The sequence below is a fragment of the Streptomyces purpurascens genome (assembly GCF_045040895.1).
Taxonomy (GTDB): domain Bacteria; phylum Actinomycetota; class Actinomycetes; order Streptomycetales; family Streptomycetaceae; genus Streptomyces; species Streptomyces purpurascens.
Map to the genome: position 1 here is coordinate 6,411,328 of NZ_CP108341.1, position 13,314 is coordinate 6,424,641.

Sequence of the window (13,314 nt, forward strand, 5' to 3'; positions counted from 1 at the left end):
TCCTATCGGTTTGTTTCGCAACGGAATATTCCGTCTAGCGGAAAATACAAAAGGGCGGGATGCCGCTCAGGTGTGATTCCCTGAATCAATTACCAGCGCGTAGGTCTGCGTCGCGATCTCCAATTCCTCGTCAGTGGGCACCACCGCCACCGCCACCCGGGCACCGTCGGGCGAGACCAGCCGCGCCTCGTCGCCGCGTACGGCGTTGCGCTCGCCGTCCACCACCAGGCCCAGCTCCTCCAGGCCCGCCAGGGCGGCCTCCCGCACGGGGGCCGCGTTCTCGCCGACACCGGCGGTGAAGGCGACCGCGTCCACGCGTCCGAGTACGGCGTAATAGGCGCCGATGTACTTCTTCAGGCGGTGAATGTAGATGTCGAACGCCAGCTCCGCCTGCTCGTCGCCCTCGTCGACGCGACGGCGGATCTCCCGCATGTCGTTGTCGCCGCAGAGACCGATCAGACCGCTCTTCTTGTTGAGAAGAGTGTCGATCTCGTCGGCGGACATTCCACCAACACGCATCAAATGGAAGATGACGGCCGGGTCCATGTCTCCCGAGCGCGTACCCATCACGAGCCCCTCCAAAGGCGTCAGCCCCATGGAGGTGTCCACGCAGCGACCGCCCCGTACGGCCGAGGCGGACGCCCCGTTGCCCAGGTGCAGCACGATGACGTTCGTCTCGGCGGGGTCCTTGCCCAGCAGCTCGGCGGTGGCCCGGGAGACGTAGGCGTGCGAGGTGCCGTGGAAGCCGTAGCGCCGGACGCGGTGCTCGTCGGCCGTCTTCACGTCGATCGCGTAGCGGGCGGCCGACTCCGGCATGGTCGTGTGGAACGCGGTGTCGAACACGGCGACCTGCGGCAGGTCGGGCCGCAGCGCCCGCGCCGTGCGGATCCCGGTGAGGTTGGCCGGGTTGTGCAGCGGGGCCACCGGGATGAGCCGCTCGATCTCGGCGAGCACGGCGTCGTCGACGACGGTCGGCTCGGTGAAGGACTTCCCGCCGTGCACCACCCGGTGCCCGATCGCGGCCAGTTCGGGCGAGTCCAGGCCGAGGCCGTCCTTGGCGAGCTCCTCGGCCACGGCCTTCAGCGCGGCGTCGTGGTCGGCGATCGCGCCGCCGCGCTCGCGGCTCTCGCCGCCGCCCGGGGTGTGCTTGAGCCGGGAGGTCTGCTCACCGATGCGTTCGACCAGGCCCACCGCCAGCCGGCTGCTGTCGCCCATGTCGAGCAGCTGGTACTTCAGCGACGAGGAGCCGGAGTTGAGGACGAGGACACGGGACGGGCTCACTGGGCGGTTGCCTTCTCACTCGGGGACGGGGCCGGGGACTGGGCCTGGATCGCCGTGATGGCGACGGTGTTGACGATGTCCTGGACGAGGGCGCCCCGGGACAGGTCGTTGACCGGCTTGCGCAGACCCTGGAGCACCGGGCCGACGGCGATCGCGCCGGCCGAGCGCTGCACGGCCTTGTAGGTGTTGTTGCCGGTGTTCAGGTCGGGGAAGATCAGCACGCTCGCCTGCCCGGCGACCTCGGACCCGGGCAGCTTGGTCGCCGCGACCGACGGCTCCACGGCGGCGTCGTACTGGATCGGGCCCTCGATCTTCAGGTCGGGCCGGCGCGTGCGCACGATCTCGGTCGCCTCGCGCACCTTGTCGACGTCGGCGCCGGAGCCGGAGGTGCCGGTGGAGTACGACAGCATCGCGATGCGCGGCTCCACACCGAACTGCTCCGCCGTGGTCGCCGACTGCATGGCGATGTCCGCGAGCTGCTCGGCGTTCGGGTCGGGGTTGACCGCGCAGTCGCCGTAGACGAGGACCTTGTCGGCCAGGCACATGAAGAACACCGACGAGACGATGTCGGCGTCCGGCCTGGTCTTGATGATCTCGAAGGCCGGGCGGATGGTCGCGGCCGTGGAGTGCACGGAGCCCGAGACCATGCCGTCGGCGAGACCTTCCTGGACCATCAGCGTGCCGAAGTAGTTCACGTCGGAGACCACGTCGTACGCCAGCTCCACGGTGACGCCCCGGTGGGCGCGCAGGGCCGCGTACTGCTCGGCGAAGGAGTCGCGCAGGTCGGAGGTGGCCGGGTCGATCAGCTGGGACTCGCCGAGGTCGATGCCCAGGTCGGCGGCCTTCTTGCGGATCCGGTCGACCGGGCCGAGCAGGGTCAGCTCGCACACGCCCCGGCGCAGCAGCACCTCGGCGGCGTGCAGCACGCGCTCCTCGGTGCCCTCGGGCAGCACCACGCGGCGCAGGTCGGAGCGGGCCTGCTCCAGCAGCTTGTGCTCGAACATCATCGGCGTGACGCGGTCGCTGCTGGGCGCGGAGACCCGGCGCGTGAGCTCACCGGTGTCGGTGAACCGCTCGAACAGGCCGAGGGCCCGCTCCGCCTTGCGCGGGGTGGCCGCGTTCAGCTTCCCCTCCAGGGAGAAGAGCTGCTCGGCGGTGGGGAAGCTGGTGCCGGTCACCGACAGCACCGGGGTGCCCGGCGCGAGGCGGTCGGCGAGGGTGAGGATGTCGGCGCCGGGCACCTCGTCCAGGGTGAGCAGCAGGCCGGCTATCGGCGGGGTGCCGGCGCTGTGGGCGGCGAGCGCGCCGACGACCAGGTCGGCCCGGTCGCCCGGGGTGACGACGAGGCAGCCCGGGGTGAGGGCGCCCAGGAAGTTCGGCAGCATCGCACCGCCGAAGACGAAGCCGAGCACGTCCCGGGCGAGCCCCGAGTCGTCGCCGAGCACCACCCTGCCGCCGAGCGCGTGGCTGATCTGCGAGACGGTGGGGGCGGACAGCGCGGGCTCGTCGGGCAGGACGTAACAGGGCGCGGGGAGCCGGGAGTCGAGCCTGCGGGCGATCTCGTCGCGGTCCTCGCGGGCGACCCGGTTGGTGACCATGGCCAGGACGTCGCAGCCCAGCGTGTCGTAGGCCCGGTAGGCGTTGCGCGTCTCGGCGAGCACCGACTCGACGGTCTGCTTGCGGCCGCCCACGACCGGGATCACGGACGCGCCGAACTCGTTCGCCAGCCGGGCGTTGAGCGACAGCTCGTCCGGGAGCTGGGTGTCGGCGAAGTCGGTGCCGAGGACCAGGACCACGTCGTACTCGCGGGCCACCCGGTGGAACCGTTCGACGAGCGTGGACACCAGCTCGTCCGTGCCGGCCTCGGCCTGGAGGGCGGACGCCTCCTGGTAGTCCATGCCGTAGACGGTCGACGCGTCCTGGGCGAGCCGGTAGCGGGCGCGCAGCAGCTCGAAGAGGCGGTCGGGCCCGTCGTGGACGAGGGGCCGGAAGACGCCGACCCGGTCGACCTGCCGGGTGAGGAGCTCCATGACCCCCAGTTCGACGACCTGGCGGCCGTCGCCTCGGTCGATGCCGGTCACGTACACGCTGCGGGTCACGCGCGCTCTCCGTTTCGTCTCGGTGGCATGTCTCTGTCGGATGTCTCTGCGGGATGTCTCTGCGGGACGTCGAAAAATCGCCCATCGAGGTGAGCGGAACCGCCTTGACAATACCTCCGCCGATGGATAAGGCGCCCGTCAGAGTCGGGTACCCCGCCGGGTCGGCGAGCGTGAAACAATCGGCAGAAGCTCACCGGTGTCAACAGCGAGCAGGAGACACAGCACGATGCGTATCGGAGTTCTCACCGCAGGCGGCGACTGCCCCGGCCTGAACGCCGTGATCCGGTCGGTCGTGCACCGGGCGGTCGACAACTACGGCGACGAGGTCATCGGCTTCGAGGACGGTTACTCGGGCCTGCTGGACGGCCGCTACCGCGCCCTCGACCTGAACGCGGTCAGCGGCATCCTGGCCCGCGGCGGCACGATCCTGGGATCGTCCAGGCTGGAGCGCGACCGGCTCCGGGAGGCGTGCGAGAACGCCTCCGACATGATCCACGAGTTCGGCATCGACGCGCTGATCCCGATCGGCGGCGAGGGCACGCTGACGGCCGCCCGCATGCTGAGCGACGCGGGCCTGCCCGTCGTGGGCGTCCCGAAGACGATCGACAACGACATCTCCTCCACGGACCGCACCTTCGGCTTCGACACGGCGGTGGGGGTCGCCACCGAGGCGATGGACCGTCTGAAGACGACCGCCGAGTCCCACCAGCGCGTGATGGTGGTGGAGGTCATGGGCCGGCACGCCGGGTGGATCGCGCTGGAGTCCGGCATGGCGGCGGGTGCCCACGGCATCTGTCTGCCGGAGCGTCCGTTCGATCCGGCTGATCTCGTCAAGATGGTCGAGGAGCGCTTCGCCCGCGGCAAGAAGTTCGCGGTCGTCTGCGTCGCCGAGGGCGCCCACCCCGCCGACGGCACCATGGACTACGGCAAGGGCGCGATCGACAAGTTCGGCCACGAGCGCTTCCAGGGCATCGGCGCGGCACTCGCCCATGAGCTGGAGAGGCGGCTCGGCAAGGAGGCCAAGCCGGTCATTCTCGGCCACGTCCAGCGCGGCGGCTCACCGACCGCGTACGACCGGGTGCTCGCCACGCGGTTCGGCTGGCACGCGGTGGAGGCGGCGCACCAGGGCCGCTTCGGCCGGATGACCGCGCTGCGCGGGACGGACATCGTGATGGTGCCGCTCGCGGAGGCCGTGACCGAGCTGAAGACGGTCCCGAAGGACCGGATGGACGAGGCCGAGTCGGTGTTCTAGACCGGGCTTTCCTGGATTCTCGTCCAGAAGTGCTCGACGATCCGGTCGAGGAATTCCCGGGCGGTGCCGCCCGCGTCGCCGGCGCCGCCGCCCCAGCTCAGGGTGGCGGCCATATGGCCCTGGTAGTCCTCGTGCAGCGCCCGCAGGGCACCCTCCAGGAACGGCCGGTCCAGGGGTACGAGTTTGGCCACCGGGCGTACGTAGGCCTGCCAGCGGGTGCTGACCGCGCTGCGCAGCAGTTCGCCGAGCTTGGCGTTGCGGCCCGTGACGGTGACGAAGTCGGCGAGGCCCAGGCCGAGTACGTCGGCGAGGGCGCCGGACTGGCGGTCCGTGCCGCGCCAGGTGTCGGTCTCCTCCATGCGCAGATACGCGTGGACCTCGTGTCCCACCGCCCGGGCCACGTCCTCGGGGGCGAGGCAGCGGGCGATGCGGTGCTCGCGCAGGGTGCGGGGTCTGCCGATGAGCTCGGCGGGTGAGCACCACAACACGCCTGCGAGAGCCGTGAGTTCGGAGTTCGACGGGGCCGAGGCCCCGCGCTCCCAGTCGATGACGTGGTCCGGGGTGATGCGGGGGTGTCCGTACGAGACACGCATGCCGTGGGCCACGTGCTCGGGCGTCATACCGAGGGCCGCGCGCAGGCGGCGGGCGGCCGGGGCGTTGAAGGGCGGGGTCGTGGGGGCGGTCTGCGGAGGGGGAGTGGGAGTGGACTGGCTCGGGCGGGCTGAAGGTCGGCGCACGCGCCACAAGCTAGGGGGACGGGGATCCGCTGACTACGGTCTGTTCGGCCAGGATCACGGATTGTAGGAAGCTACGGCTACCGGTGGGTTCGGCCCAGGCTGAGGATCGGCTTGTCGGTCGGGGCGGGTTGGGGGTAAGGATGGCCCCGGGCCCGATGATCTTGGGTCCGGAAAGGCAGTGACTTACGTGAACGGCAAGCTCAACGGGCATATTCGCGAGCGACTTCTCGCGCCGAACTTCTGGCATCTCGCGACAGTGGGGGCCGACGGGGCGCCTCAGGTGTCGCCCATGTGGGCGGACATCGAAGACGGGTACGTCATGGTCAACACCTCGATCGGGCGGGTGAAGGAGGAGAATCTGCGGCGCAATCCGTACGTTTCGCTGTCCCACCACGACCCGGAGAACCCGTACGACCGGGCCGAGATCCGGGGGAAGGTCGTCCGGTTCGTGGAGGGCGAGGAGGCGGAGCGGGGCATGGACCGGCTGACGCGCAAGTACCTCGGGCAGGACCGGTATCCGTGGATGCTGCCCGGCGAGCGCCGGGTGATGCTGCTGATCGAGCCGACGCGGGTGCGGACGCTCGAAGGGGTGGAGCCGTTCCGGGCGGGGGTCCTGCCGGACGGGGCCACCGGCTGAGCGGAGTGTGCGCCTGAGTCTGGGGCCGAGTCTGGGCTCTGTGGAGAAAGTGCTGGTCGCGATCGTGTGGCCGGCACTTCTTTGTGTGTTGTGTGGTGTGTGGCGGGGGTGGGCGGTGGCGGTGGGCTCGGCGGTCCTAGCGCCAGTCCGGTACGCCCGAGGCCGGTGGTAGCCGGGACTCGATCCTCGCTCGGATGTCGCTCATCACGGAGACGATGCGGGTCTCGTGTTCCGGGGTCAGCCGGGCCACCGGGACCGAGCAGCTGATGGCGTCGACGGCCGGTGTTCCGTAGCGCAGGGCGAAGCCGAAGCCGGCGATGCCCGGCACCGTCTCCTCGCGGTCGATGGAGTAGCCGCGCTCGCGCACCCGGGCCAGATCGGCGAGCAGGGCGGCCCGGTCGGTGTGCGTGTTCTCCGTGAGGCCGGTCAACGGCCCGTCATCCAGGGGTAGTTCGTCGTCGGAGCGCTCGGCGAGCAGCGCCTTGCCCAGTGCGCCGGCGTGGGCCGGGACGCGGCGGCCGACCCGGCTGATGGTGCGCAGGTACTCGTGGGACTCGCGGGTGGCGAGGTAGACGACGTCCCGGCCGTCGAGCCGTGCCAGGTGGATCGTCTCGCCGAGCGCGTCCGACGCCTCGTCCAGGTACGGCCGGACCAGCCGGATGCGGCGGTCCCCGTCGAGATAGCCGGTGCCGGTGAGCAGCGCGCGGATCCCGATGCCGTAGAGGGAGCCGGTGGCGTCGGTGCGGACCCAGCCGGAGTCGACGAGTGTCTGGAGCAGCTGGTACATGCTGCTGCGCGGCACGCCCAGGTCCTCCGCGAGCTGGTCGAGGCGGGAGGGCTGTTCGCCCCGCTCGGCGAGCAGTTCCAGCAGTGCGACCGTCCGGGACGCCGACTTCACACCGCGGACCCCTCTCCTCTCCTGCATGGGCTCCATCGTAGGTCCGCGTCGATCGTGCACATCAATCTGTGATCGCCCGGGCCATTGACCCACTCCGTTCACGCACTTAGCCTCCATCTGCATACGTAGACGCCATCTGCATACAGGGATGAGACCTCACCAGTTCAAAGGGGAACTGCCTTGCCTCTGCTCGTAGTCGGGATCAGCGTTCTGGTCCTGCTCCTCCTCATGACCCGGCTGAGAATGAACGGCTTCGCGGCCCTGCTGCTCGTCGCGGTGGGGGTCGCACTGGTCCGCGGCATTCCGGTGGCGACCATCCCCGACGTCCTCTCCGAGGGCATCGGGGACCAGATCGGCGACACCATGCTGACCATCGGGCTCGGTGCCATGGTCGGCCGGGTGATGGGGGACTCCGGCGCCGCACAGCGCATAGCCGGCAAGCTCCTCGACGCCTTCGGCCCGCGGTGGGTCCAGGTGGCCATGGTGGTCACGTCCATGCTCATCGGCGTGACGATGTTCTACGAGGTCGCGTTCGTCATCATCGTGCCCATCGCGTTCACGCTGGTCAGGGTCACCGGAGCGAAGCTGCTGTGGGTCGGGCTGCCGATGTCCATCGCCCTGTCCACCATGCACAGCTTCCTGCCGCCGCACCCCGGCCCCACCGCCGTCGCCGCGACCTTCCACGCCTCCGTCGGACTGACGCTGTTCTACGGCCTGTTCATCGCCGTACCCGCCGGGGCGCTCATCGCCCTGGCCTGGCCCCGTCTTCCGTTCGTCGCGAGGATGACGCCGTCCATCCCCAAGGGGCTGGTCAGTGAGCGCGAGTTCACCGAGGAGGAGATGCCGGGGCTCGGCTGGTCGCTCTTCGTGGCGCTGTTCCCCGTGGTGCTGATCGTGGCCGCGGCCGTGACCGACATGGCAGCGTCGGGAGACAGCCCGTTGCTGCACGTCGTCGCCTTCGTCGGCTCGGCGCCGATCGCCCTGCTGCTGACCCTGTGCCTGGCGATCTGGGTGTTCGGGCCGAGGATCGGGCGGAGCCTGAGTGATGTCGGGGCATCCTGTGCGTCTGCGGCCCAGGCGATGGCGATGATCCTGCTGGTGATCGGCGCGGGCGGGGCGTTCAAGAACGTCCTGGTGGAAGGTGGTATCTCCGACTACATCAAGGACGTCACCGACGGCTGGTCCATCTCGCCGATCGTCCTCGCCTGGCTCGTCGCCGTCATCCTGCGTATCGCGCTCGGCTCGGCCACGGTCGCCGTCGTCACGGCCTCCGGTGTCGCGCTGCCGCTGCTGGCGGGGAGTGGGGTGCACCCGGAGGTGATGGTGCTCGCCGTGGCGTGTGGCTCCATCGCGTTCTCGCACGTGAACGACCCCGGGTTCTGGTTGTTCAAGGAGTACTTCAACCTGTCCGTCCTCGAGGCGATCAAGGTGCGTACGTCCTATACGACGGTGCTTGCCGTGCTCGGGCTGGGGGGCGTGCTCGCGGTCGAGTGGGCGCTGGACGTTTTTGGGTTGTAGACCGATTCATCCACTAGTCAAGGGACTTGGACCAGCATGAGCAGTCAGCCGACCGTCACCGCGTTCGCCGTCTACCCCGTCGCCGGGCGGGACAGCATGGAGCTGAACCTCTCCGGCGCGCACGGGCCGTACTTCACCCGCAACGTCGTCGTTCTCACCGACTCCGAGGGGCGTACCGGGCTGGGGGAGGTGCCCGGCGGGGAGAAGATCACGCAGACGCTGCGGGATGCCGAGTCGCTCGTCGTCGGGGCGAAGGTGGGGGACTACCAGCGGGTGCTGCGGGAGATCGGTGAACGGTTCGCCGACCGTGATGCCGGTGGGCGGGGTGCCCAGACGTTCGATCTGCGGACCACGGTTCATACGGTGACCGCGGTGGAGTCGGCGCTGCTCGACCTTCTCGGGCAGCACCTCGATGTGCCGGTCGCCGCGCTGCTGGGGGACGGGCAGCAGCGGGAGTCCGTGCGGGTGCTGGGTTATCTCTTCTACGTGGGTGATCCGGACCGGACCGACCTGGAGTATGTCCGGGAGCCGGACTCGGACGTGGAGTGGTACCGGGTGCGGCACGAGGAGGCGTTGTCTCCGGAGGCGATCGTGCGGCAGGCGGAGGCGGCGTACGACCTGTATGGGTTCCGGGACTTCAAGCTCAAGGGGGGTGTGCTGGAGGGGGCCGAGGAGGTCGCGGCGGTGCGGGCGCTGAAGGCGCGGTTTCCCGAGGCGCGGATCACGCTCGACCCGAACGGGGCGTGGTCGCTGCGGGAGGCGGTTGAGCTGTGCCGGCCGCTGGTGGGGACGCTGGCGTACGCCGAGGATCCCTGTGGGGCGGAGGGGGGTTACTCGGGGCGGGAGGTTCTCGCGGAGTTCCGGCGTGCGACCGGGTTGCCGACCGCGACGAACATGATCGCTACGGACTGGCGTCAGATGGCGCATGCGCTGGCTCTGCAGTCGGTGTCCATTCCGCTGGCCGATCCGCACTTCTGGACGATGCGGGGGTCGGTGCGGGTGGCGCAGTTGTGCAACGCGATGGGGTTGACGTGGGGGTGCCACTCGAACAACCACTTCGACATCTCGCTGGCGATGGTGACGCATTGCGGGGCCGCGGCTCCGGGGGAGTACAACGCGCTGGACACGCACTGGATCTGGCAGGAGGGGCTGGAGCGGCTCACCGTTTCCCCGCCCCGCATCGTCGACGGCGAGGTCGCGGTTCCGGATGCTCCGGGGCTGGGTGTGCGGCTCGACATGGATCGGCTTCTCGCGGCGCACGCGCTGTACCGGGAGAAGGGGCTGGGGGCGCGGGACGATGCGGTGGGGATGAGGTACCTGGTTCCGGGGTGGGAGTTCGATGGGAAGCGGCCGTGTCTGGTGCGGTAGGTGCGTCGCGCCTTTCGCCGGGTGGTGGGTCGGGGACGTGTCGGGGGGTGTCCGTCCTCGGAACGGCGCGATGGGGTCTCACGCCGACTGACTGGCGTTGACGCGCCAACCAGCTGCGGGCGGACACCCCCCGACACGTCCCCTTGCGTAGTCCCCCCCCCCGCTGCGGGCATGCGTGCCGCTGGGGGCGGCACGGGTGGGCGCAGCGGCACCCCGCTACGCCGGGCTGCGCACCCACCCGGCCTCCGCGCCGACGCCGAGCACCTCGTCGCGCCGAGTTGTGCGTCCACCCGGCCCAGCCACAACGCGTTCAGCCCTTGACCGCCCCGCCCAGTGCGAAGCCCCCTCCCAGGCGCCGTGAGATCAGTACGTACAGCAGGATCACCGGCGTCGAGTAGATGATCGAGAACGCGGCCAGCTGTCCGTACGCCACCATGCCCCGGTTGCCGAAGAAGTCGTTGATGCTGACGGACGCCGGCATCTGGTCGGGGGTGAGCAGGAGCATGAAGGGGACGAAGAAGTTGCCCCACATCATGACGAAGGAGAAGACCGTCACGACGGCCACGCCGGGGCCCATGAGGGGCAGGACGATGCGGAGCAGGGACTGGAGGGGGCTCGCTCCGTCGGTCCAGGCGGCCTCTTCGAGTTCCTTGGGGACGCCGTCCATGAAGTTCTTCATCAGCCAGATGGCGAAGGGGAGTTGGGACGCGGCGAAGAAGAAGATCGTGCCCTGCATGGTGTCGATCAGGTCCACTTGGACGAAGAGCGCATAGACCGGAACCATGATCGCCGTGATGGGCAGGCTGGTGGCGAAGAGGATCGTCAGCAGGAACGGGCGGTTGAAGCGGGAGCGGAAGCGGGAGAGCGGGTAGGCCGCCAGGGCCGCGCAGACCACTGTCAGCAGGGTCGCGCCGCCGCACAGGATCAGGCTGTTGAGGAGGGGGGTGAAGGTGATCTCGGAGGTCAGGATCGCGTCGAAGTTGTCCAGGGTGAGGCCGTCGGGGGCCTTCACCCGGAGGCCCGCGTGGGGGTCGAGGGAGGACAGGACCACCCAGGCCAGGGGGAGCACGAAGGCCGCGGCGACCACCAGGAGTCCGGCGTCGGCCGCCAGACGGCGGGTCGTGCGGCGGGAGGAGAGGGTGTGGGCCATGCGGTCAGACCTCCGTGCGGAGCAGGCGCAGGTAGACCAGGGAGAACAGGGAGCCGACCAGCAGGAGCAGTAGCGCGACCGCCGTGCCGTAGCCGATCAGGCTGTTCTGGAAGGCCTGTTCGTACATGAACAGGGGGAGCGTCTGGCTTCGGCCGCCGGGGCCGCCCCTGGTCATGACCCAGATCAGACCGAAGACCGAGAGGGTCTGGAGGGTGTTGAGCATCAGGTTGGTGCCGATGGAGCGGCGGATCATCGGGAGGGTGATGTGCCAGAGGCGGCGCCAGCCGCCCGCGCCGTCGACCTCGGCCGCCTCGGTGATCTCCTGGGGGATCTCGTTCAGGGCCGCCGAGTAGACCAGCATGGAGAACGCCGTACCCCGCCAGACGTTCGCGAACGACACCGCCAGGATCGGGAGCGTGAACAGCCAGTTCTGGGAGGGCAGGTGCAGCCAGTCCAGGATGGCGTTCAGGGTGCCTTCGCGGCGGAAGAAGGCGTAGAGGAGGAAGCCCGCGACGACCTCCGGCAGGACCCATGCCGTGACGACGATGCCGCCGGTGAGCGTGCGGACCGGTTTCGACGCGCGCCGCATCAGTGCCGCCAGGGCCAGACCGAGCGTGTTCTGTCCGATGAGGGAGGAGAGGACGGTGAACACCAGCGTCAGCCATACGGCGTTCAGGAACGCCTCGTCCCCGAAGGCCCGGGTGAAGTTGTCGAAGCCGACGAACGACTCCTGGGCCTGGCCGGTGAGCTGGAGGTCGGTGAAGGCGATGTAGACGCAGTAGGCGATCGGGCCGGCCAGGAAGAGGAGCAGCAGGACGACCGCGGGGGTCAGGGGCAGGACCCGCACCGGCAGGCGGGGGCCGCGTGCCGGGCGCGTGTCCTCGGGAGCCTTCGTGAGCCGCGGGTGTGGTGCTGTGGCGGTCATACCTGAAGGCCCTCGCTCATCGCTCGGCCACCTGGTTGTCCGTCGCGTCCTTGAGCGCGTCCGTGTAGGCGCTCGTCGCCTCGTCCACCGACGTGTCGCCCGTCGTCACGCCCTCCATCGCCTCCTGGATGGCCACGGAGACCTTGGGGTAGGCCGGGTAGGCGGGGCGGTAGTGGGTGCTCTGCACCAGGTCGGTGAAGAACTCGGTGCCGGGCTGGGCCGTGGCGTACGCCGGGTCCTTCGCCACGTCCTCGCGGACCGCGATGCCGGAGTTGGCGACGTACCACTTCTGCGCGTTGGCCTTGGTCTGCATCGTCTTGATGAACTCGAACGCCAGGTCCGGGTTGCCCGCCTTGGCCGGGATCGACCAGGTCCAGCCGCCGGACATGCTCACCTTGCCGGGGGCCTGGCCGTTCTGGGTCGGCATGGCGGCCAGGCCCAGTTTCTCGGACCACTCGGGCCACTCGTGGCCGCTGCCGGACAGCCAGTCCTGCGGCAGCCAGGAACCGTCGAGGGCGATGCCGAGCTTGCCCTGCGGGAGCCACTCGCCGCGGACCCGGGTCATGACGTTCGGGTCGAGCGCGTCGGAGACGTCCGGGCCGAGCTTCTCCTTGTAGACCGTCTCGACGAAGGAGAGGGCGTCCTTGAAGCCCTGGCCGCCGGCGAGCCACTTCTTGCTCGACTTGTCGTAGAGGGGGTCCGCGGTGCCGTCGTTCGTGCCGTAGAGCAGCATCTCGAAGGTCTGCATGGTGGCGGCCTCGCCGACCGGCTTGCCCGTGTAGATGTTGAGGGGGATGGTGCCGGGGGCTTTTCGCTTGATGGCGCGGGCGGCGGTGAGGACGTCGTTCCAGGTCTTCGGCTGCCAGTCGGCGGGGAGGCCCGCCTTCTTGAAGATGTCCTTGTCGAACCAGAGGCCGCGGGTGTCGGTGCCGTCGGGGACGCCGTAGGTCTTGCCGTCCTCGCCCTTGGCCGCCGCCTTCGCCGTGTCGATGAACTTGTCCCAGTCCGGCCACTTGGCGAGGTAGGGGTCGAGGGGCTTGAGATAGCCGCTGGTGATGTCCGAGTTGATGAGGAACGTGTCCTCGTAGACCAGGTCGGGGGCGGTCTTGGGGGAGCGGAGCATCTGCTGGAGCTTGGTGTAGTACTCCGAGTCCGGGGCCTTGATCGGGACGAGCTCGACCTTCTTGCCCGGGTGGGCCTTCTCGAACTGCTCCTTGATGTCCGCGAGATACGTGTCCATCACCTTGATGGAGTTGTCCGTGGACTGTTTGAAGGAGATCTTCACGGTGTCCGGGTCGCTGCCGGAGCCCCCGCCGCAGGCGGTGAGGGTGGACGCGGCTAGGGCCAGGGCGACGAGGGGGGTGAGAGCGGCGGTGGGGCGCACGGGCACGACCTCCTACGGGCGCACTTCTTTGTGGCCGGGACGGCTGCGTCGTGAACCTAAGTTGA

11 protein-coding genes are annotated in these 13,314 nt (G+C 69.5%); 4 read left to right on the forward strand and 7 right to left on the reverse strand.

Annotated features, from left to right (window positions below; translation table 11 throughout):
- Positions 1-66 precede the first annotated feature (66 nt).
- On the reverse strand, positions 67-1,281 hold the full coding sequence (locus OHU35_RS29450) for an acetate kinase (RefSeq protein ID WP_189731185.1): 1,215 nt from the start codon (positions 1,279-1,281) through the stop codon (positions 67-69).
- On the reverse strand, positions 1,278-3,380 hold the full coding sequence (gene pta / locus OHU35_RS29455; protein WP_189731187.1) for a phosphate acetyltransferase: 2,103 nt from the start codon (positions 3,378-3,380) through the stop codon (positions 1,278-1,280). Before pta ends, OHU35_RS29450 begins: the two co-directional genes overlap by 4 nt.
- Before the next feature lie 226 nt (positions 3,381-3,606).
- On the opposite strand from pta, the gene OHU35_RS29460 reads away from it, so the two are divergent.
- Positions 3,607-4,632, forward strand: coding sequence for an ATP-dependent 6-phosphofructokinase (locus OHU35_RS29460; RefSeq protein ID WP_184590344.1), 1,026 nt, complete (start codon positions 3,607-3,609; stop codon positions 4,630-4,632).
- Here OHU35_RS29460 and OHU35_RS29465 read toward each other — a convergent pair.
- A complete protein-coding gene (locus tag OHU35_RS29465) occupies positions 4,629-5,369 on the reverse strand; it encodes a helix-turn-helix transcriptional regulator (RefSeq protein WP_189731189.1) in 741 nt (246 codons plus the stop codon). The genes OHU35_RS29460 and OHU35_RS29465 overlap by 4 nt on opposite strands.
- Positions 5,370-5,547: 178 nt before the next feature.
- Between OHU35_RS29465 and OHU35_RS29470 the strand changes: the two genes are divergently transcribed.
- Entirely contained in the window at positions 5,548-6,006 is a 459-nt protein-coding gene (locus OHU35_RS29470) for a PPOX class F420-dependent oxidoreductase (protein ID WP_189731191.1), read from the forward strand.
- 136 nt (positions 6,007-6,142) lie between these two features.
- Here OHU35_RS29470 and OHU35_RS29475 read toward each other — a convergent pair whose 3' ends face one another.
- Positions 6,143-6,931 (reverse strand): IclR family transcriptional regulator, encoded by a 789-nt coding sequence (locus OHU35_RS29475; protein WP_189731193.1) that lies wholly within the window; start codon positions 6,929-6,931, stop codon positions 6,143-6,145.
- A gap of 153 nt (positions 6,932-7,084) precedes the next feature.
- Here OHU35_RS29475 and OHU35_RS29480 point away from each other — a divergent pair, with 153 nt between their 5' ends.
- Together OHU35_RS29480 and OHU35_RS29485 are read left to right on the forward strand one after the other, a co-directional pair.
- Positions 7,085-8,422 (forward strand): gluconate:H+ symporter, encoded by a 1,338-nt coding sequence (locus OHU35_RS29480; protein WP_189731195.1) that lies wholly within the window; start codon positions 7,085-7,087, stop codon positions 8,420-8,422.
- Between the two features lie 36 nt (positions 8,423-8,458).
- Entirely contained in the window at positions 8,459-9,790 is a 1,332-nt protein-coding gene (locus OHU35_RS29485) for an enolase C-terminal domain-like protein (protein WP_189731197.1), read from the forward strand.
- Positions 9,791-10,100: 310 nt separating this feature from the next.
- Here OHU35_RS29485 and OHU35_RS29490 read toward each other — a convergent pair whose 3' ends face one another.
- The 3 genes from OHU35_RS29490 to OHU35_RS29500 are packed head-to-tail and all read right to left on the reverse strand — an operon-like array spanning position 10,101 to position 13,255.
- Positions 10,101-10,940, reverse strand: a complete 840-nt coding sequence (locus OHU35_RS29490) for a carbohydrate ABC transporter permease (RefSeq protein WP_189731199.1) — start codon at positions 10,938-10,940, stop codon at positions 10,101-10,103.
- 4 nt (positions 10,941-10,944) lie between these two features.
- Positions 10,945-11,865: a carbohydrate ABC transporter permease gene (locus OHU35_RS29495; RefSeq protein ID WP_405507431.1), complete on the reverse strand. Its 921-nt coding sequence runs from the start codon at positions 11,863-11,865 to the stop codon at positions 10,945-10,947.
- Positions 11,866-11,881: 16 nt separating this feature from the next.
- Complete coding sequence (locus OHU35_RS29500) at positions 11,882-13,255, reverse strand: extracellular solute-binding protein (RefSeq protein ID WP_405507433.1); 1,374 nt, start codon at positions 13,253-13,255, stop codon at positions 11,882-11,884.
- Between the last annotated feature and the right edge of the window lie 59 nt (positions 13,256-13,314).